At 33.7% G+C, this 20,144-nt stretch carries 32 protein-coding genes; 31 read left to right on the top strand and 1 reads right to left on the bottom strand.

Annotated features, from left to right (window positions below; all coding sequences use genetic code 11):
• Positions 1–350: 350 nt before the first annotated feature.
• The 25 genes from M2135_RS13875 (at position 351) to M2135_RS13755 (ending at position 14,462) form a co-directional block, all read left to right on the top strand.
• The gene (locus tag M2135_RS13875; protein WP_280749122.1) at positions 351–773 is read left to right on the top strand and encodes a hypothetical protein; all 423 of its coding nucleotides are present in this window, start codon (positions 351–353) and stop codon (positions 771–773) included.
• A 35-nt stretch (positions 774–808) separates the two neighbouring features.
• Positions 809–1,075: a hypothetical protein gene (locus tag M2135_RS13870; RefSeq protein WP_280749121.1), complete on the top strand. Its 267-nt coding sequence runs from the start codon at positions 809–811 to the stop codon at positions 1,073–1,075.
• Entirely contained in the window at positions 1,053–1,445 is a 393-nt protein-coding gene (locus tag M2135_RS13865) for a hypothetical protein (RefSeq protein WP_280749120.1), read from the top strand. Before M2135_RS13870 ends, M2135_RS13865 begins: the two co-directional genes overlap by 23 nt.
• A gap of 313 nt (positions 1,446–1,758) precedes the next feature.
• The gene (locus M2135_RS13860) at positions 1,759–2,205 is read left to right on the top strand and encodes a JAB domain-containing protein (RefSeq protein ID WP_280749119.1); all 447 of its coding nucleotides are present in this window, start codon (positions 1,759–1,761) and stop codon (positions 2,203–2,205) included.
• A gap of 56 nt (positions 2,206–2,261) precedes the next feature.
• Entirely contained in the window at positions 2,262–2,696 is a 435-nt protein-coding gene (locus tag M2135_RS13855; RefSeq protein WP_280749118.1) for a hypothetical protein, read from the top strand.
• Positions 2,687–3,025, top strand: coding sequence for a hypothetical protein (locus tag M2135_RS13850; RefSeq protein ID WP_280749117.1), 339 nt, complete (start codon positions 2,687–2,689; stop codon positions 3,023–3,025). The genes M2135_RS13855 and M2135_RS13850 overlap by 10 nt, the downstream gene beginning before the upstream one ends.
• Positions 2,976–3,875, top strand: a complete 900-nt coding sequence (locus M2135_RS13845) for a hypothetical protein (RefSeq protein ID WP_280749116.1) — start codon at positions 2,976–2,978, stop codon at positions 3,873–3,875. The genes M2135_RS13850 and M2135_RS13845 overlap by 50 nt, the downstream gene beginning before the upstream one ends.
• A 32-nt stretch (positions 3,876–3,907) precedes the next feature.
• A complete protein-coding gene (locus M2135_RS13840) occupies positions 3,908–4,141 on the top strand; it encodes a hypothetical protein (protein ID WP_280749115.1) in 234 nt (77 codons plus the stop codon).
• A gap of 46 nt (positions 4,142–4,187) precedes the next feature.
• Positions 4,188–4,478 (top strand): hypothetical protein, encoded by a 291-nt coding sequence (locus M2135_RS13835; RefSeq protein WP_280749114.1) that lies wholly within the window; start codon positions 4,188–4,190, stop codon positions 4,476–4,478.
• A 42-nt stretch (positions 4,479–4,520) separates the two neighbouring features.
• The gene (locus tag M2135_RS13830; RefSeq protein ID WP_280749113.1) at positions 4,521–4,949 is read left to right on the top strand and encodes a hypothetical protein; all 429 of its coding nucleotides are present in this window, start codon (positions 4,521–4,523) and stop codon (positions 4,947–4,949) included.
• Positions 4,950–4,956: 7 nt separating this feature from the next.
• Positions 4,957–5,226, top strand: coding sequence for a hypothetical protein (locus M2135_RS13825; protein WP_280749112.1), 270 nt, complete (start codon positions 4,957–4,959; stop codon positions 5,224–5,226).
• A gap of 275 nt (positions 5,227–5,501) precedes the next feature.
• Entirely contained in the window at positions 5,502–5,951 is a 450-nt protein-coding gene (locus M2135_RS13820) for a hypothetical protein (protein ID WP_280749111.1), read from the top strand.
• Positions 5,952–5,971: 20 nt separating this feature from the next.
• Positions 5,972–6,379: a hypothetical protein gene (locus M2135_RS13815; RefSeq protein ID WP_280749110.1), complete on the top strand. Its 408-nt coding sequence runs from the start codon at positions 5,972–5,974 to the stop codon at positions 6,377–6,379.
• A gap of 458 nt (positions 6,380–6,837) precedes the next feature.
• Positions 6,838–7,179 carry a hypothetical protein gene (locus M2135_RS13810; protein WP_280749109.1) on the top strand — a complete coding sequence of 114 codons (342 nt, stop codon included), beginning with the start codon at positions 6,838–6,840 and terminating at the stop codon, positions 7,177–7,179.
• Complete coding sequence (locus M2135_RS13805) at positions 7,163–7,606, top strand: S24 family peptidase (protein WP_280749108.1); 444 nt, start codon at positions 7,163–7,165, stop codon at positions 7,604–7,606. The genes M2135_RS13810 and M2135_RS13805 overlap by 17 nt, the downstream gene beginning before the upstream one ends.
• Before the next feature lie 2 nt (positions 7,607–7,608).
• Positions 7,609–8,868 (top strand): Y-family DNA polymerase, encoded by a 1,260-nt coding sequence (locus M2135_RS13800; RefSeq protein ID WP_280749107.1) that lies wholly within the window; start codon positions 7,609–7,611, stop codon positions 8,866–8,868.
• Between the two features lie 14 nt (positions 8,869–8,882).
• Complete coding sequence (locus M2135_RS13795; RefSeq protein ID WP_280749106.1) at positions 8,883–9,365, top strand: thermonuclease family protein; 483 nt, start codon at positions 8,883–8,885, stop codon at positions 9,363–9,365.
• A gap of 10 nt (positions 9,366–9,375) precedes the next feature.
• Positions 9,376–9,969 carry a hypothetical protein gene (locus tag M2135_RS13790; protein WP_280749105.1) on the top strand — a complete coding sequence of 198 codons (594 nt, stop codon included), beginning with the start codon at positions 9,376–9,378 and terminating at the stop codon, positions 9,967–9,969.
• Positions 9,970–10,621: 652 nt separating this feature from the next.
• Complete coding sequence (locus M2135_RS13785) at positions 10,622–11,011, top strand: hypothetical protein (RefSeq protein ID WP_280749104.1); 390 nt, start codon at positions 10,622–10,624, stop codon at positions 11,009–11,011.
• A gap of 48 nt (positions 11,012–11,059) precedes the next feature.
• Positions 11,060–11,323 (top strand): hypothetical protein, encoded by a 264-nt coding sequence (locus M2135_RS13780; protein ID WP_280749103.1) that lies wholly within the window; start codon positions 11,060–11,062, stop codon positions 11,321–11,323.
• 211 nt (positions 11,324–11,534) lie between these two features.
• A complete protein-coding gene (locus M2135_RS13775; protein WP_280749102.1) occupies positions 11,535–11,834 on the top strand; it encodes a single-stranded DNA-binding protein in 300 nt (99 codons plus the stop codon).
• 118 nt (positions 11,835–11,952) lie between these two features.
• On the top strand, positions 11,953–12,315 hold the full coding sequence (locus M2135_RS13770; RefSeq protein ID WP_280749101.1) for a hypothetical protein: 363 nt from the start codon (positions 11,953–11,955) through the stop codon (positions 12,313–12,315).
• 227 nt (positions 12,316–12,542) lie between these two features.
• Complete coding sequence (locus M2135_RS13765; protein ID WP_280749100.1) at positions 12,543–12,791, top strand: hypothetical protein; 249 nt, start codon at positions 12,543–12,545, stop codon at positions 12,789–12,791.
• Positions 12,792–13,193: 402 nt separating this feature from the next.
• Positions 13,194–13,433, top strand: a complete 240-nt coding sequence (locus tag M2135_RS13760) for a hypothetical protein (RefSeq protein ID WP_280749099.1) — start codon at positions 13,194–13,196, stop codon at positions 13,431–13,433.
• 3 nt (positions 13,434–13,436) lie between these two features.
• Complete coding sequence (locus M2135_RS13755) at positions 13,437–14,462, top strand: replication initiation protein (RefSeq protein ID WP_280749098.1); 1,026 nt, start codon at positions 13,437–13,439, stop codon at positions 14,460–14,462.
• A 354-nt stretch (positions 14,463–14,816) separates the two neighbouring features.
• On the opposite strand, the gene M2135_RS13750 is transcribed toward M2135_RS13755, so the two are convergent.
• Positions 14,817–14,996, bottom strand: a complete 180-nt coding sequence (locus tag M2135_RS13750) for a hypothetical protein (RefSeq protein WP_280749097.1) — start codon at positions 14,994–14,996, stop codon at positions 14,817–14,819.
• A 966-nt stretch (positions 14,997–15,962) separates the two neighbouring features.
• Here M2135_RS13750 and mobC point away from each other — a divergent pair.
• The 6 genes from mobC (at position 15,963) to M2135_RS13720 (ending at position 20,144) form a co-directional block, all read left to right on the top strand.
• Entirely contained in the window at positions 15,963–16,322 is a 360-nt protein-coding gene (mobC, locus tag M2135_RS13745; RefSeq protein ID WP_280749096.1) for a plasmid mobilization relaxosome protein MobC, read from the top strand.
• A gap of 329 nt (positions 16,323–16,651) precedes the next feature.
• Positions 16,652–18,211: a relaxase/mobilization nuclease domain-containing protein gene (locus M2135_RS13740; protein WP_280749095.1), complete on the top strand. Its 1,560-nt coding sequence runs from the start codon at positions 16,652–16,654 to the stop codon at positions 18,209–18,211.
• Positions 18,212–18,236: 25 nt separating this feature from the next.
• A complete protein-coding gene (locus M2135_RS13735) occupies positions 18,237–18,869 on the top strand; it encodes a ParA family protein (RefSeq protein WP_280749094.1) in 633 nt (210 codons plus the stop codon).
• Between the two features lie 51 nt (positions 18,870–18,920).
• Positions 18,921–19,412 carry a hypothetical protein gene (locus M2135_RS13730; protein WP_280749093.1) on the top strand — a complete coding sequence of 164 codons (492 nt, stop codon included), beginning with the start codon at positions 18,921–18,923 and terminating at the stop codon, positions 19,410–19,412.
• Positions 19,413–19,436: 24 nt separating this feature from the next.
• Positions 19,437–19,793, top strand: coding sequence for a hypothetical protein (locus tag M2135_RS13725; protein ID WP_280749092.1), 357 nt, complete (start codon positions 19,437–19,439; stop codon positions 19,791–19,793).
• A gap of 33 nt (positions 19,794–19,826) precedes the next feature.
• The gene (locus M2135_RS13720) at positions 19,827–20,144 is read left to right on the top strand and encodes a DUF4134 domain-containing protein (RefSeq protein ID WP_280749091.1); all 318 of its coding nucleotides are present in this window, start codon (positions 19,827–19,829) and stop codon (positions 20,142–20,144) included.

The following is a 20,144-nucleotide window of genomic DNA, read 5'->3' as shown; positions in this document are numbered from 1 at the left end:
CCGGTGAATTTGTGATAGCAAAAAATGAATCCGGATGTTCTTCAGGAAACAAATAATGATAGCAAATTTCATTCCGGGATTAACCGGCCAGGACCATTTTTGATAGCAAAACCACCCCGCAGACCTGGCGCAAAATACCTAACTATGCTATCACTCCCCTACTCTAACTCAATAACCCCCTTCGGGGAATTTTTCTAAGGGGATAAAAATCAACCTCACTACAAAAAAATCCTAATAAATATTGTCCAAATATTAACACTAATTAACCTACCAAATGGTAGATAAATTGAAAGTTATTACTATCTTTATATTATCAAAATAACAGTACTAACAAACAAATTTTAATACCCATGAATGTATACGGGCTTCAAATTAGCGATGCAGAAGAAAATAAAAGGGTTAGTTCATTACTTACCCTTGAAGATAAAGAACTTTATTCCCACCTTTGTAGGAAGCTTGAAAATGAACTACGATTGTTCAAAAGTGATGTTTCAATAGATTTGTTTTTCCCTTTTCAGGTATTCTCAGAAAAGCAGGTAAAACACAATCCAGGTACTTATGCCGGTCTTATTGATATTTGTATAGTTATCGGTTGGGACTATGTACAAAATTCAACTGACGGAAAAAAATATCCGCTTAGTTCTTGTACAATTCACTTTGATTTAGAGACAGAAAAAATATTTCGATTGATTGAACAGCCCGTTTTTCTAAATGATTATTTAGAAATAATTTTGCCAAAAATCAAGAAAGGCGAGTTTGACTATAACCAGTAAAAATTGAGAAAAAATAAAATTCAAAACATAAGAATATGAAAACAGTTAAGGTTCATTTTAGAACAGGCGGGACGGAAAGAAAGGTAGTAGGAGTTCCCGGAGATTCGTTAGTTATGCCTGAAACATGGAAGACAACAACTGAAACGGTTGAAGTAAATACACCGGAAGAACTTTTTGCAAAATACCCGCCGACGGTAAAGTCCGAAAAACTTGTTTTGGCGGTTGATGAAGCCTGGAATGGATTGCGTAAATCAGTTGTTTATAATTTTGGAAAAGGAAATGCAACATTCAATTTTGAATAAAATGATAAATTGTAGAGTAGTTGTAAAAAATGATTATGGTGTAGGCGAGGGAGAAAATGACCCTTATTATTTGGAAATTCAACTCCCCGCTCTACCTTTTATTGGAATGTATCTTTTTGTAGACCTTTCCCCCTTGGAAGAAATGGTAAGACAAAATTTAGAGGTAGCTACACGATTCTTTTCTAATGACATGGATGTTTGTTACTTCTATAATAGTTATAAGGATAATTTTGATAGAAGTTCGAAGCAAAGAGAAGATATAACAGAGGATGATTTGAAACATTTATCTTTTGGGGATGTAAATTGGGTTTCAAATATTTTCATGAAGGCTAATTGCAATTATGTTTATATTGAACTTTGTGCAAGGTAAGTTTAGTAGATAGCAAATTTCATTCCCGGATTAACCGGCCAGGAACATTTTTGATAGCAAAACCACCCCGCAGGCCTGGAACAAAATACCTAACTATGCTATCACTCCCCTACTCTAACTCAATAACCCCCTTCGGGGAATTTTCAAAGGGGATAAAAATCAACCTCACTAAAAAAATCAAATAAATAATATTTAAATATTAACAATAATTAACCTACCAAATGGTAGATATTACAAATAATATTACTATCTTTATGTTATCAAAATAACAGTACTAACAAACGGTGTGCTAACCATTAAACAGCAAAATATTATGTATAATTTACAACAAATAAAATTAGTTTATTCTTTATCAAAGACTATTTTAGAGCGTCCTACCCTTAGCCATTCCAAAAATGTCTATGATTTTCTTATAGAACACGCATTTGATTCAGAAACAATAGGTTTGAAAGAATCATTCAAAGCTGTTTTCGTATCTATCAATAACAAAGTATTAGGTATCTACCCGTTAGCTGAAGGTGGGTGTTCTCATTGTCCTATTGATACAAAATTGATAATGAGTGCTGCTATCCTTTCAAATGCACAGGGCATTATTCTTGCACATAATCATCCGTCAGGTAACATTACCCCCAGTAGTCTTGATAAAGCTATTACAGAAAAGATTAAACAAGCTTCTAATCTTTTAGACATAAGATTATTAGACCATATAATTGTTACCCCATTCGATTATTATTCATTCTCAGATAATGGAATTATATAAGTATTACACCTCCTTTGGGGGTGTAAACATAATTTAACATATTAATACATATAAGCATGAAAATTCAAATTAAAAATGTTGGCAATTCCGTATTTAGTAATTCAGCTATATCTGAATTAAGTAGAAGCGGGTTCCCTGAAGGAACGATAGTAGAGAATGTAACATTTACTCCATCTAATAATGCGTGTTACTGGTCAAATGGAGATGAAGACTGTGTAGCCTATGTTGGAGAAACTTGTATCATTATAGAAGATGAAAAACCAAAAAAACTCAAAGATACATCCGATAGCATTACTGTAGGAACAGCAGCTATGTCGCACCTTTCTGATGCTCAGATGGAAATTAAGTTCGATGCAGATATGGCTTATACACGATTAAACTTCGTAAAATCTCTACTAATCAAATACACCGATACAAGCCAATTTGTAAGTAGAAATGAATTAACCGAGTTGTGGAACGAAGTGATTGAAAGACAAAAAAAATGGAATTAAAAAATAAGAAAAAAGTTGAACGCGGGCAGTGGCATTTCCATGTGTATGTATCCAAAGATAGCCCTCAAAACACGTATAGAGGCTTTTGGGGAGAGAACAAACAAGATGGGGAATACTTCAGAGGGTATAGCGCACCAGGCGCTTATACGGAAAAAGAAGCGGCAATAAAGGCATTACGGTATTATGAATCAGGATATGTTTACAAAGTGAGACATTGCCGTCAACAAACGAAGGAATGGAGAGAAACCGTTTATGTTTGTGAATTGAATTATAAAAGCGATGATTACCGGTATTGTACTTATGCACCGTCTGGAAAAAAAGAAATTTGACATGACAACAGTTAATTCATTATCCGGAGGAAAAACATCTTCATACATCGCTGTACATTATCCGGCGGACATAGAACTGTTCTCCCTGTGTTGTATAGATTGCCACAATGCAGGGAGAGCCATCGACAAGAAGATGAAACAAAAGGTTAATGACCGGTTGCAAAAATACTGTGCTCATTACCCTGAGTTTGTCGCCACGTCCGAAGACCCAAAGGTATTGAAAGTGATGTTTGACCTTGAACAAATGATAGGGAGGGAAATAATTTGGCTAAGGGGAATGGGATGGGAAAATATGGTTCGCTTTAAAAAAGCAATTCCTAATATGCAGAAACGGTTTTGTACAACCATTCTTAAGATGCAACCGATTTTTGAATATCTTTTTAAATATACTCCTTTACCCGTCAATATGCGGATTGGCTACCGTTATGATGAAATGGAAAGAGCAAATCGTTTTGACGAGTTTTATAAGTTTCCTTATATGTGTCAGTGGCAAGATAAATCTGTTCGGTGGGTACAAAGGTGGAAAACTATACATTGGAGAACTGGGAGTTTCCCTCTTGTGGAAGATAAAATAACCCATTATCATATATCTGAATACTGGAAAGATAAAGAAATAGACTTCCCTTCTGATTCGAATTGCTTGAATTGTTTTTGGAAAGCACCTGAACAACTTAGAAAAAACTTTGATACAGATAATGCTATAATGCAATGGTCTAAGATTTTGGAAGATTTGAATGGCCATACGTTTAAAGAAAAACAAAGCCTGGCACAGATTGAAGACCTACCGGTGCAACTTGACTTTATCTATGGTACTGGTGCGGGATGCCAGGCGGGGTTTTGTACAAACTAAAAATATACATGATTTATTAATATATTTACAGAATGAAATGTCGAGAAGTAACAACACAGAGAGGAGAAGATTTTACTCTTACTATTGAAGAGGAAAAGTTTTTAAGAGCCTTAGAGCGGCTTTCAAAAATGAATCCAGGAAGATTGCGGCTGTTCGCTAATGGGTTATTAGATATCCGCATTAACGACTGTTGGGCAGATGATTCATTTTACAATCATAAGGTGATATTGTCTTGCGAAGGAGGTGACGGGGGCGATAATGTATAAGTATCCCCGTTAAGACGATAAAATTATAAATACAAATAGAACGAATATGAACACAGATTATTTGCTATTAATGGTTGGAGGCTTATTCCCTGCTATTATTCTTTGGATTTTGGTTTTTTATTTTCAATTCAAATACAACTGGGATAATGATAAGCATTTCCAAAAACTAAAAACCATGCAAAAAGCGGCGATAGGCATTTCTGCTATTGGATTACTTGTTTTTTTTGGTGGACTATGGATTGACGTTAAATGTGTCTACGTATGTGGATGGGTGGTGTTTTTTACTTTTGTAACGGCATATCTGATGATTTGGTATAAAATCAAGTATGGTAAATAATTTGACAATAAGAAATTAACTAAATTACTAAAGCTTAAAGAAATGAATACAATATTAATTAACCCAGTTGTTTTTTCTTCTATCATATTTAGTTTGATAGGCCTAAATATTTATAACGAGTTGAAAATACTGATTGTAAAAAGGATGTATAAAAAAAACACAAAGGTTGATGCGGAGATTCTTGATAATATTCATACGTATATTGGATATCGACCTTATTTTGTAATTGCATTTTGTATAATAAGTATTGGTGCTGCAATACTCTATTATTTATTTCCAAGTGATGTTAGTTTTATGACTGGTGTAAAGAAGTCCTGGTCTATGATGTTTTATTGCCTATGTTGTGGGTTTGTTGTTTCAGGATTATCTTGGAGAACATTAAACAGACACATTTCAAGCATCTTCTATAAAGTTGCTTTAGCTTTTGCTGTTGTAGCTTTCGTGGTGCTTAACGTTAGTATGATTATGTAAATAAAAGATGAGTACAAGAAAGGAAACAATAAAGGTGTACGACCGGTACGGTTTTGTGTATGAAGTTGTATTGGAGCATAAACCTCACTTTGGTTTTACTTCCGCACTTTACAATGATACTGTTATTGCTCAAGTAGAGAACGGAAAGATACATGAGCCTTTGTCCGATGATGATTTGGAATGGGAAAGATACGAAGATTTATATGCTGAGTGGACAGATGTAGTAAAGGCTAATATTAGTATAGAATGTGAAGTCTATTTCAATAATCATAATTAACAAGATATGAAAAAAATAATCGATTGCATAAGAGATTTCATTGTAAAAAGGATGAGACTTATTATAAGTTCCTTCTTTTCATTGCTGATTATAAATGTGATGATATTGTATACAGCTAACTCTGTGTTCCTGGATTTACCTTCTAATGATGATTTTGCGCTTCTTTCTTTGGCTATTAAAAAAAGTGTATTGATAATATCATTTATTTCTTCATTTGGGGCATTATTCTTTTTAGGTATGTTTTTACTATTATTCTCATCTAACAATAAAGATATATGAAGATAGAACATTTATATATACATGAAGATTCACCCTCTACAATGAAGTTTATAGAATCTAAAAGAAATTGGGATGTTAAGAATCAATGCTACAGACGTCCCGAAGCAGTAAATTGTAAAGCTCCATTATCAAACTGCAAAATTTATTGGAGAGGGGAATATCTTATTTTGGAGTATGATGATATTATTCATTTTTGGGAACATGACGGTGCATATTGCTATCTTAAACAAGCTGTTGAGTTAATGCAATTAGACAATCTTCCAAAATGGAAAACTCTGGATAAACTAATATCCCTACGTGAGGGTGTCCGTCAAACAGAAGTTAATTTATGCGGATATGTTGATGATATACTTATTGGCAAAAAAATGTCTTTGAGACTGTATCGAGAATTTATGAGACTTGCTCGACAACAAGATTTAGGACATCATGGGCAATATACTTTTTAATTATTCAAATTTAATGAAATATGAAATCTTGGAAACCTAAATATTATATCGTTTATCCGATGCTTTTAGTTGACCAGATAGAATGGCCGGAAGGCTGTGCATATCGATGTGCAGCAAATTTACCTTCGATGCTTAAACAGTTACTTAACACTAAATCGATTGGTGCGGAAATAAAATTGATATGGAATGACAATCATCGCAGAATTATAATGGAAAAAAATAACGTGACCTCTGAAGATATCGACAATTATGTGAGGGCAGATTGTTGCATGCTCTCATTTTTGTCCGAGCGTACAAGAAAAAGAGCCGCTAAACTCTTAACAGAATTGGGTGGAAAGGGCTTTATATACGTGAACTCATACGGGGATTTAATTCTTCAACAAGCATACCATTATAAAAACAAACGATTCAAGAATAACGAGATATGAATGGAAAATTTGTAATTGACCCGTTTATTTTTTGCCCTTTCATGTTTATTTTGTTTGGGATAATCATTTATAACGAGTTGAAAATACTGGTTGTAAAAAGAATGTATAGGAAAAGTGCAATGGATGATGCAGATATTATTAATGCAATCGTCACTTATAATGGTTATAGACTTCATTTTATAATTGCATTTTGTTTCCTGGTCATTGGGTTTGCAGTAGTGTCCTATTTGTTTCCAAGTGATTTGCCTCTTTCTACAATATTAGTAGCATGTTGGCCTCTAATACTTTTTTCTATTTCTGGTAGTTTTCTTGTTTCAGGATATGCTTGGAGAACATTAGACAGACACATTTCAATAATCTTCTATAGATTATCTTTAGGATTTGGTATTGTAATAATCATCCTTTTAGTTATTAGTTTAATTATTAATTATTTCCAATAGGTATAAACAATTGTAGTTATGAATTTAGATAAAATAGTGATAAGGTTGGAATTTAAGGGTATTGGGTGGACTTATCCTTATATTATTGATTGGAGTTTTCCAATCTTACCTCAAGTCGGAGATGATTTTTTCAGTCTTGGGGAGTTTTTATCCCCTGAGCAATTTAGGGATATTGTGGCCGAAGCGGAGTTCCCCGTAGAATATAGAGACGATGCTTTAAAATGTAGGGATAGAGAATCAATAATTAATTTTTTAGAGAATTTTACAATGAAAGTAGATTTTATTGAGTGGAATAGAAAAAATGGTTTGACTTATCCTATTGTATATATTAAGCATGTTTGGTATGGCGAAAGAGATTAATCCGGAACTTAATAATTTAATCCCTTTAGCCGAAGAACTGACTGTAGCAAAAGTTCCATTGTTTATCTCTCCGGTATCTGCTGGCTTTCCCTTTGAAGCATCAAACGAAGCTATGGGCGTCGATTTCAATAAAATGCTTATAAAACGGAAAGAAACTACATTTTGCTTACGTGTGGGTGGAGATTCTTTGCGTGGAGATGGTATCTTTCCTAATGATTTATTAGTAGTTGATAAGTTAGAAGAACCCTATAATAACGCTCTTTTGGTGTGTTCAATTGATGGTGAGTTTACAACAAAAAGGTTAGAGTATAGGGGAGATTCAGTGGCACTCATGCCGTCAAATCCGGATTTTCCTGTTATTATAGTCCACAAAGGACAAATTGTGCAAAGGTGGGGCGTAGTGCTTCATTGTATAAAATCATTCTAAATATGTTTGCTGTAGCTGATGGTAATAACTTTTTCTGTTCCTGTGAGCGGGTATTTAACTCGGCTCTTGAAGGGAAGCCGGTAATTGTTTTGAGCAATAATGACGGATGTGTTATTGCCCGTTCTAACGAAGCAAAGCAACTGGGTATTAAAATGGGGCAGAGTTTCTTTGATATAGAACGCTTTGTTAAAACACACCAAGTAGCCGTTTTTTCTTCAAATATGGATTTGTATGTTGATATGTCCTGGCGAATGCACAGCTTGTTTAACCGGTTTTGTCCTGATACCGAATGTTACAGTATTGATGAAAGCTTTCTCCACTTTCGAGGGTTTGACCAATTTGACCTTAAAGCGCATTGCCAGGCTCTTCGGCAAACGGTGTTACAAGGAATTGGCATCCCTGTAAGTGTTGGAATAGCCCATACAAAAACACTTTCAAAATGTGCTAATAAGTTTGCTAAAAAATATCAAGCTTATAATGGAGTATGTGTTATTGATAGTGAAGATAAAAGAATAAAAGCTTTACAGTTAACTGACATTTCGGATGTGTGGGGTGTTGGTCGTAAGTTTTCTTCTCGATTGCAAAAAATTGGTGTACAAAGTGCGTATGATTTTTCTTTACTCCCGCAGCAATGGGTACGACAAAATTTGAGTGTTGTAGGAGAAAGGACATGGCTTGAACTTAACGGAAAACCATGTTTAGAGGTTGTCTTAGAACAATCCGACCGAAAAAGCGTAACTGTCTCGCGAAGCTTTGGCCAAATGGTAGGTGACTTTCAGAGTGTAAAAGATGCACTCATTAACTACGCAGTAATGGGTGCAGCTAAACTTAGAAAAGAAAAACTATTTGCTAAAAAGATGGCTATTTTTATTGATACAAATAGATTCCGTGAAGATTTACCTCAGTGGGGACAATATTTAGTTTTAACCCTTCCGGTAGCAACCAATTTCAATACGGAAATTGTTCATTCCCTTTCTCAGGGATTTGAGCAGATATTTAGAACCGGCTATTTGTATAAACGTGCGGGAGTATGTTTCTTTGATTTGTATAAATCAAATGAAATCCAAGGTAATATTTGGGATTATGTTGATAGGCGTAAACATACTCAGATTATGAAAGTGTTAGATAGTGTAAATAGTAAATATGGTAGGAATACAATTAAAATCGCTTCCCAGGGAGAAGGTAATGAGACTAAAATCAAACAAGAACGTTTATCTCCACCCTATACAACGAATCCCGAATTTTTTCCGAAAGTATTTTGAAATTAGAAAGAATTATGAGTTTTAGAACAATAGTTTGGATAGTATTTCTTTTGTTTATAATTGTTTTACCAGTACCGGCAGAAACTATTGTTTCAGGAAAAGTAGTCAGGGTGTCAGATGGTGATACGTTTACAATACTAACAGAAGAAAAAAAACAAGTAAGGATTAGAATTTATGGAATTGATGCACCTGAAATAAAGCAACCTTTTAGTGAAAAATCAAGAGAGTTCCTGGCCGATATGATTGCGGGAAAAGAGGTAGCAGTTATTTATCAGGGTACTGATAACTATGAAAGAGTAATTGGAAAGGTTAAAGTAGGTAATATCCCTGATGTTGGATTAGAGATGCTAAAAGCGGGATTTGCCTGGCATTATAGTTACTTCGACAACACCCAGTCTTATATTATGGCAGAGAGCCGAGCAAAAGCAAATAAAAGAGGACTTTGGGTTGATAAAAATCCTATTAACCCTTATTTATACAGGAAATCAAAAAAATAATAAGATAAATATGGAAAACAGAGATAAAGTAGACCGTTTAGTTCTTACTGACAAACAGGTAGAATACATTAGCAGAGGTATAGACACGATTGATAGGGTAGTTAATGGAATAGTACTCCCTTATTCAATCATGCCAAATAATAAAGTTATGTTATCATTTGCTCGTATTTTCTCCCACAAAGATGATGATTTGGTTGCCCATTACTTAGATAAATTCATTCATAATAGTAATAAAGATTGGGGACTATATATGCTTAACGCAGAGTGTCAGATAGTGAGAGAATTTTTTACTTATCATTCTATCCCTATGGAAGAGGATAAAATATCTGATGAAATAGAGATGATAGAGGCGCAGCTTTCAGGGATAAATAAATTTGACATATACCCGTTTGAATACGAAATCACAAGGAGGTTTTTTCTCTTTGCGAATAACCATTCATTGGATTCTTTAGATAAAGGAATTGAGTTTATGGGAGTTAAAGAGGATATTTTGGAGAAAAAAATAGACTTTTACGGAAACGGGCTAAATTGGTCTAAAGCATGGAACTGTTTCCATGAGTTTGCAAAAGAGGCATTTATTTTGATGGTGTTGGAATATCAATAAGAATATTAATTATTTGTAGTTGTATTTATACTGATTCAGATATGAAAATTGCCGAGAACATTATAGACGCGCGGGATAGGGAGAAAATTTTAGGGCGTTACCGGTAAACCGGTCGGGCTTTACATTTCAAGTCCTCATTCGTTGCGCTCTGGCGGTCGGGACTTCATTGTGGGCTTTACATTGCAATCCCTAACGCAAACTGCAATCACATTTCTTCCGGAACCTCCGGCCATCGGCTTCCTGAAGCTAAGAATGTGATAGCAGATTTTGAAACTCGAGCGAGAGCGCCGGTGAATTTGTGATAGCAAAAAACGAATCCGGATGTTCTTCAGGAAACAAATAATGATAGCAAATTTCATTCCCGGATTAACCGGCCAGGAACATTTTTGATAGCAAAACCACCCCGCAGGCCTGGCGCAAAATACCTAACTATGCTATCACTCCCCTACTCTAACTCAATAACCCCCTTCGGGGAATTTTCTAAGGGGATAAAAATCAACCTCACTACAAAAAAATCTAAATAAATAACATTCATATATTAACACTAATTAACCTACCAAATGGTAGATATTACAAATAATATTACTATCTTTATGTTATCAAAATAACAGTACTAACAAACGGTGTGCTGACCATTAAACAGCAAAATATTATGTTGACAAAAGCGGAATTAATGGAAAGGGCGTGTATTCATATTGACCTCTCTATATTTACAGAGGAAGCCCTACAAGAGTTAAATAAATTGTTTGACGGTAAGTATGAAGAACAGGTAAAGAAAACAACTGAAGCCATTGAAAGAGGCATTGATTTATACTTAGATTCAGTAGGTAAACAAGTCGAAGTGTGGAAGGATGGTTTTAAAACCATTAAAACCATTACAGGTATTGATTATGATGAGAAAGATAACTTTTATGTTATAGTTTATAATGACGGAGGACGCTTGCTGTTTAGAAATGGGGCATTTAGTAGTTTTGGGGTTTTTGGAGAGTATTATGGAATTTCAACTACCCCAGAGAAAAAGAGCGGAATTAAATTTTTATAAAATAACTGTTCGGGGAGAGATTCTCCCTGAACTAAAATATATATAACAATGAAAAAAGCGGAATTAGAAACATTACGGGAAGCAGCAGGTTACTGGACGTATATGGAAACTCATAATGAACATGTGGAAAGCTGCCTTATTTGTGGCCGACCAACAAAGCCTCATACACAAAAAATCATTCAAATGTCTATATCGGGATTTATAACCGATGTTGATGTTGAGTTGGGAGATGATTCACAAGGTTGTTTCCCAGTTGGAAAAACATGTTACAAAAATTATCTCAAAGCAGCTAAAGAAGATAACCAGGAATAATACCCAAAACTATCCCACCCCTACTCTAATACCCTTCGGGGAATTTTTCTAAGGGGATAAAAATCAACCTCACTAAAAAAATCCTAATAAAAAGCACTCAAACATTAACATGAATTAACCTACTAAATGGTAGATAAACCAAATATTATTACTATCTTTATAATATCAAAAAGAGATAATTACTAACAATTATTCATCAAAAAAACAATTTATGAAAACACTATTTTTTGGTAACATTGGTCAGGATGCTAAAGTTTCTGAGGGAAAAGTATCTTTCAGCGTTGCAACAGAATTAAAGAAAGATGAAACAGTTTGGATTAACTGTTTTATGAAAGTTGGAGCAGAATCCAAGTTGCCGGAGGCTCTTAAAAAAGGCACATACATTTTCGTTGATGGAAATATCACACAACTATCCTACACCAAGGAAGAGAAAGAAGTAACATCTACGACTGTGTGGGTAAACGAAATAAAACTACTCGGTGCAGCTAAAAACAAAGAAGATAATCAGTAACTTTGTAAAATTCGTAAGTTTTGATTGTGTGGGGTGTTAATACATCCCACTCTTCTAATTTTTAGTTATAATGAATAGAACGAGTTTGATATATCGAATATACCAGGTTGATGGAAGGATGGTTGCGGTTTACCCGCCAGTCAAAAATATAAAAATACCTCCTATTGAAGCGAGAAAAAAGGCAATCTATAAACTTACTGGTAAGCAGTTCCAAAATAATGCAACTTCCCAAGAAGTTAGTGATTATGTAACAGAGAATATCTATCGTTCAGAAATGTTTCAAACATACCAAGTACTCTTTTCCGAATATAGACTTATTGAACGCCCAGCCTTTAAAGAGGAAGACTATCTATTCAGTGTAGAGGTTGCAATTGATAGTAACCTTACACCTGATAACAATTACTTACGAAAAAGCATAATTCGAGTACTTGAAGGTAAACCAAGCAGTTTGATTCTTGATGTGCGAAAAATTCAGGAATAATAATAATAACGACAAAACGTAAATAAATAACATTATTTAACCTACTAAATGGTAGATGATATAGTTTAATTACTATCTTTAATAAAAAATTATCAACTTAAAAGATGTGCTAATCTTTAAATAGCAAAGAATATGAAGAAGATGATACAACAACCAACAAACAAAAGGAATTTACTCCTTCGTGTAAGAAAGCATAGTATTAACTTTTTAGCGGAAAGGGGGATGTTATGCCATTAACAATCAGATATAATGATGAAGAGGCCAAAATAATAGAAACCCTCAAAAAAATTACAGGCGAAAAAAGTGGAAGCAGTGCGCTTATAAGTGGTGCAAAATTAGCTATAAAACTGACAAGCGAAAAAGAAGCCCATGATAGGAGAATGAGAGAATTAGAGATTGAAGCAAGTAAGTGTAAACGATTGTTGAACCAACTTGTAAACATACATAAAGAGATTATGGACTTTACTGGTGGATAATTTATTCGCCAGTAACTTCCTTCATAATCCTAAATTGATAAATTTGTAAAAAATAAGTTGTTATGAAGGTTTTAAAAATAGTTTTGTTAATATCCTTTTTCCCTTTGGTTATAGGATATTATCTGTTGAAGTTCTTTTCCGCTGCTATATTGGGCGGTGTTATTGGCGGCTCCTTATGGAGATAATCTTTCTGTTATCAACAGTAAAAATCTGCTATCACATTCTTAGCTTCAGGAAGCCGATGGCCGGCAGAACCGGAACCAAAGTGATAGCAAAATTTTGTCCGGGGCAGCTCTGCCAGGAACATTTTTGATAGCATTTTTTACCGCTCGAGCAAAATTGCCGGAAGAACTTTGATAGCAATTATTAGTTATAAATGTGATTATTGAGTAGAAGAGGAATATGAAAAATACTGAAGAAGAAAAAATTCTAACATTATCAGAGGCTTTTGGGGAATTAGTTCAAAACCGAAAATGGCACAGATTTTCAACAGATATAAGTCCCCGCATGGCCTGTAAAGACAAACGAACTTTTTTAGATGGAAACCTTTCTGAAAAGCGAATGAGAAAGTATCTTAAAGATGCCGGTTATATAATTGTGCAGGAAGAAAAGTGGTTAGTCCGTAATATTAATATGAAATAAGCTATGGCTATTAAAACAGAAGTGTATGTACCGGTTAATGATAAAAAATTAATGGTACAACCTAACCAAATAACGTATATGAGGCATGACTTTAATGCAGTTCAAATACGTGCGGTCGTCAATGTTGTTGAAATGTTGCAAGACGAAATAAGAGCAGGAATCAGTAACCAGCAGTTAAGCTTATTTGAAAATGACCGTAATTTGCGCTTTGAAGTCCCTCTGAGGAAGTTTGGAGTACAACCGAGACATTATGACCGGTTAAAAGAAACTCTGCTTAAAATGGCCTCCATAGCTGTTCAAATACCCATTACTGATAAAGATGGGAAAAAGTACACAATGATTAAAGGACTTTTAACGGCGATTGTTCCGGAAGACAAATATGCTAAAAGTGTATATATTGAAATGGATAAATTTGTGGCTCATCATTTTACTACCATAAATATCGGTTATACACAATACCTGAAGGAAATTGTGATGACTAACTCTAATAAGTATGTTCAGCGGTTTTATTTGCTTGTGTCTTCTTTCAGGAAGAAACCGGCTTTTTCTCTAAACTATGATACAATCAAGAAATTACTAAAAGTTGAAGGAAAATATTCTAAGTTTAGTGACTTTGAAAGACGGGTTCTTAAAGTGGCCAAAGAGGGCTTATGGGAAAAGTCAGATATTTATTTCGATTATCAAGTCATAAGAGATTTGGATAACAAAAACGTCCAAAGGATAATATTCTTCTTATATGAAGGGATAATAGATGAAAAGGAACTTGAAAACAACAAAAATGTAAAACAGGCCGTTGGTAAGTCTTTACTGTCACATTACAATCTTAAACAAAATTATGTAGACGACATTGTGAAACTTGTCAATTGTAACAATTACCAGGCAGTTCTTGTAACTGCGAGGGATGCCTATGATGTTTCTCAGAATAAAAGAATACAAGACCCCCAGGCCTATATTTATGTATCTATAATAAATAGCTTTGCTGCTGAAGTTAAGCCTGAGGACATGGAAGTATTAAATATAGACTTTTAAATGTTCCCATTTTGTCGCTAAGGTTGATTTTCAGGCAGAAAATTGAACCACAAAGCATTTAGAATAAGGACTACAGCGGTAAGAGTCCTTATTTTTTTTATCCTTATCCTGACTGACTTTAGTTCTATCCCCTTAGAAAATTTCCCGAAGGGATATTTCTTTAAATGTTCCCATTTTGTCGTATGAGCAAATAACAGTTGATTATTAGAGGATTGAAATCGTATTGTACAGTTATAATCTTCCCATTTTGTCGCTATATATGATATATTGGGGGTTTTGAGAATGATTTTTATATAATAATTCAGAGATATTAAAAGAATTGAAGTTCCCATTTTGTCGCATAAACAGTTGCTTTTAACATAAAATGAAAAAAGAGGTTAAAACAAATGTTCCCATTTTGTCGTACCCTTGGATAAATGTTCCCATTTTGTCGCACCCTTGGATAAATGTTCCCATTTTGTCGGCCATAAGTTCCCATTTTGTCGGCCATAAGTTCCCATCCTGTCGGCCATAAGTTCCCATCCTGTCGGCCATAAGTTCCCATCCTGTCGCCTTGCATATAGCCTATAAGCCTGATATAAAGGCTTATGTATTGTCTAATTTTGGGGTGATAATTCTTATAATACTCATAAATACTAAAAATATTCTAAAACAATAAGGTTATTTCCTTCGGAAAAACATTTTAAAACGCTACTCCCGTAGCGACCATCCGGAAAACTTTCTAAAACAAAGAATACTCCCGTCTCTAAAACATAGAATACTCTTTGTCAGTAAAACAATTATCTAAGGGGATAAAAATCATGGGGATTATTTCTTCCCTTTTGCAAAATTAAATGTTCCCATTTTGTCGCGGATAATTTTACAATTGTATGTCTTTGCAATTGTATAGCTTTACAATTCTATAATTGTAAAGATTTGTGATTGATTATCTTTGCAATTGTGAGATTGTATAATTATTGGCTTTAATTGTATGATTGTATAATTGTACAATTTTTTGAATAATTCTATTTACGATTATCTCTTTGATTATTATTAGTTAAGATTCCGGGACTGGAAGAAAATACTATAGATATTGATTGTCAAATCCTGCATCATTTTTTTTTATAAGTCGATTTTGATGCAAGATTGATGCACAGGAGAAACAGTTTGATGCTTTGATGCAAGATTGATGCAGAGATAATAGGCTTATACAGAGATAAATAAAGGGCTTTTGCATCAAAGCATCAATGAGTTTGGCTTTTTAAGTACTTACATGCTTTTATAGGCTTATTTTTTATAAAGTTATTTCAAATCTTCAATTCGATTGAGAAATATAAAGGTGTTAAAAAAATCTTTATAGTTTTGAAATGGTTTTGAGAGGTATAGTTTTGTTTTTTTAAAATGCAAGATGTACATTTGTACCCCAAAAATTGTTATTTTTGTGTTTCAAATGTTTTCTTGCCTGCTTAAGCAGGAGGCAAATTCATTCGCAACTCATGAATTTTTTAACGCAACTATATCATGGCTAAGGATAATAAGAATAAATATATTCGTGTACGATGTACCGAAGAAGAGTATAAAAAGCTTCAAAGGCAAGCAAAGCACTTTGCTTCATTTTCTACCTATCTACGCACATTAATATTTTCTCAGGAAAAATCCATTGTAGACCCTAAAACAGTTCTTCAGTCTGTTAAGCTTTTAACAACTGAAATTAATAAACTCGGTACGAATGTTAATCAGATAGCAAAGTTTATGAATTATGTAGAAAAGAATAACCTAATTTCAGATGAAGTAACTGAAAATTTGGCACATGAAGTAAGAGCTACTCTCAATATATACGAACAGATATGTCATAAAATCAACTATTTAGGCATTAAGTAATTATACAATCATACGATTGTGTAATTATACAGTTGTATAATATGTATCGATTTTCACTGCAAAGTTTGTACATACAATTATATAATCAGATACGTTTAGGATTACTATATTCCACAATTATAGTTTGTTACGATTATATAAAGGTATGAGGGTATAATTATATAATGTTATAATTGCCACGTTAGATAATCCCACAATTGTACAATTAGGCAATTAAAAAGTGATATAATTATTTGTTTATATAATTATATGCTCTTATATTTGTAGCGTTAGCTAATTATTAGCATCCATACGTCTATAATTGTATAATTGTCTAATTCTATAATTGTATGATTGCAAAAGTCTTAAAACCTACTTCAACCTTTGGTGGTATAGGATATAGTGAAAAAAAAATAGATACCGGTCAAGGAGTATTCATGGGAGCGGAAAATTTTTCCGTTGCTGGTAATGTAAAAATGCCAGAATCATTTTATGTTTCTTATCTTGAGAGGTTATGTAATACAAATGATAGAATAAAAAATCGACAGTTTCATGCTGCGATTTCGTGTGAGGGAAAATCTTATTCTCCGGAAGAACTAACAGATATAGGAAAAAAGTGGATGTCTCTTATGGGGTATTCTGAACAACCTTTTTTAATTTATTATCATGGTGATACTGCTAATAGTCATATTCATATAATAAGTTCTCGTGTCCGTCCTGATGGAAGTCGGGTTAATCCAAGCTTTGAAGGTAAACGTGCAGTGACATGTATGAATCAGATTATGGGTCTTGATTTAGCACACTCTTCTAAAGAGGATATAGGTAGATTTTTTGAGTATAATTTTTCTTCTATTGCCCAGGCTAAAATGATTCTGGAATCTATGAACTGGCAAGTTAGAGAAAAAGACAATGAGTTACTCGTCATTAAGAACGGGACCGTTTGTAACCGTCTCTCAAAAGATGAAATATTAAATAAGTGTACTAATTATAATACTGATAAGAATAGGGTTAGTCAACTGAAAGCGGTATTTTCTAAATACGCACCAGGCATGGATGCTAAAGAATTTTCGGAGTTCATGAAAAAAAAGTTTGGGGTAGAAATTATTTACCATAAAGCAAAAGGACATGATAAACCTTATGGATATAGTGTTATAGACCATGCCCAAAAAAATGTTTTTAAAGGAAGCGAAATTTTTCCTCTTAAAAATCTTCTCAAACAACCAAAGGCAGATGATAAACTAAATATATTAAATGACCTTATGAATACTCTTTCGTTAGATACTACCCAAGACTTCCATAGTTTTAAAAAAGAACTAGCTAAGGTTGGCTTTAACCTTAATTGGAATGGAAAAATTTCTTTGAAGAGAAATCTTTCTTCGGTTAAACAGATTGATGAAGCATTGTTGAAACGTATTAAATATAATACAAGACTTTATGAAGCGAGTAAGTTTTCTTGTTCATCTGAAACTGATATTAAAGAATTAGCTAAACTTTTCTATGTTAAGTCAAGTGATTTGGCATTTGTGCAAATGAATAGGACTGAAGCAAAGATATATGAAGATATTATTAATTCAACTTTAAATAATCGGCTTGACCTTACAAGTACTTTGGAAGCCCAAAATTTGAAATTTTTAAAATCAGGAAATAACTCCTTTATAGTAGACAGTTCTAATAAGAGAGTCTATAACTGTACAGATATTCTAAAGAAGTACCAAGGAGAAGCAATAGGCTTAGAAAATCGAAATAATATAGATGTAAAGAAAAATATAGATAAGAGTATCTATCGTTCACCCAGGAGTAACATAGGGAATATTATAATAAGTATTTTCTCTTCATATAAAGCCGGAAACGGTGAGCAAGACAGAAGAAGAAGGAGAAGAGGCGGAGACAGTGATAGTGATAATAACTAAATATTAATCTTTAATAATTAAATGTATGGTAATATTAGTAGCAAATCAAAAAGGTGGATGCGGTAAAACTACCGTAAGTATTCAATTAGCCAATTATTTGGCTACAAAAGGGGTAGAGTTACTGGCAATTGATACTGACTTTCAGGGTTCTTTTTATGACAGGCGGGAAGACGATAAGAAAACTTTCCCTGATAACGAGATATTGTATGAAGTTATAAAGGCTGAAGCAGAAGAAATACCAAAGATAATTGAGAATGTAAGCCAGGTAGAAAATGCAATATTGTTAATTGATTTCCCAGGGAAACTGGATGATGATAATTTGATACATATTCTGATGAATGCAGATATTATAGTTATTCCTTTTGCTTATGATTATAATACGGTAGAAAGTACTATAACATTTGGAATGGTACTTCAGAAATTGAAAGTACCTGGAAAACTTTTCTTCTTACCTAATAGAATTAAATCTTCGGCAAAATATGATACCAAAGAACAAGTGAATGAGGTTTTCTCAAATTGGGGTATTGTTTTGGACGAGATACCTGATAGGGTAATTTTCGAAAGAGGAAGCACTTTGGAAATAGGCAGTGAGGCTGAAAAAGTAGTGAAATTACCTTTCGATACGTTAATAGAACAGGGAAAAATATTAACATTTTAATTAAATCATGAGTATTTATTTGGTTGTTTAATTATATAGTGTATATTTGCGATGAATAAAGATAATAAAAAAGAGACAAAGCCACAAGGTAGTCGAAGTGGTACTTTAGCTAAGCTTGCTTTGGCAGCTAAAGGAGAATTGAATGAGGAGACTAATTTAACTAATCAGAATGTAAAAGTAGAACCCGTTAATACAGGAGATGCCAATGAAGATGATACTATTACACCTGAAATTTTTCCCTCAGAAAAAGAAGAATTTGAAAGTAATGATTTTGAAACTCTTCTAAGAGGAATCCCTCTTTCAGATGAGATTACAAAAGAAGCTAAAGAAGAATTTGTGAATTGTTTGTCAGGCGCTAAGAGTGGCGATTATGATGCTAAAACATATGTGTATGTTGATAAGGAAGTAAAAGAAATATTTGCGTTAATTAAGACTGCAACCGGTGTTGATTCGATGAAGTTGATTTCTTTTATTTTGGAACAGTGGATAAATAAAAATAGTATGATTATCAAGAATCTCATGCGCTCTAACAAATATCTTTAATAACTTATAATAATAGAAGCAATTATGATGTCATTTGGAAAATTTGTTGTCGTATTATGCACGCTTTACTTTTTCTATTATGTTGGTATGGTACTTTGGGATACTATAAAAGCAAAGGCCAAATCAACCAAAAGCGGTGATGCTGTCAGTTTTGAAATGAATGGGAAAGGAGGTAGCAGTTCTTTCATTGAAGATGAAACTGTGGACGTTAACGATGAATATACAGAAGTAAAAAAAAAAACAATGACGGATAAACAGGTGGCATCATCTTCTTCTATTTCGGTAGGAAACATAGAACATCAAGGGTTTGCAGTTACCCCAGATATGTTAAGCGAAATACGTGGAGATGTTTCTGTATTAATGAGCTCAATTCACTTTTAATAACTTTTTTTCCAAACTTAATTTTTTTTTATCATGAAGGAGAAAACTTTCAGATTACAACAGAAATTCTTACTGTTGGTAGCAACTATGTTTTGTGCTACAAATGCTTTGTTCGCTCAGGGAGTAGCCGGTATTGACGCAGCTACTTCGGAAATTTCAACGTACATAGACCCAATAGGAACATTAGTTCTTGTGGTTGGTGCAGTAGTTGGATTTGTCGGAGCAATTCGTTGTTACATTAAATGGAACTCAGGTGACCAAGACGTTCAAAAGGCCGTTATGGGTTGGATGGGCTCTTGTATTTTCCTGATTGTATCAGGTGTAATAATTAAAGCATTCTTTGGCGTTTAA

The sequence above is a fragment of the Parabacteroides sp. PF5-9 genome (genome assembly GCF_029893105.1).
Lineage (GTDB): Bacteria > Bacteroidota > Bacteroidia > Bacteroidales > Tannerellaceae > JARXWG01.
The sequence above is the reverse complement of the archived record's forward strand: the minus strand, read 5'-3'. Positions and strand labels throughout refer to the sequence as shown.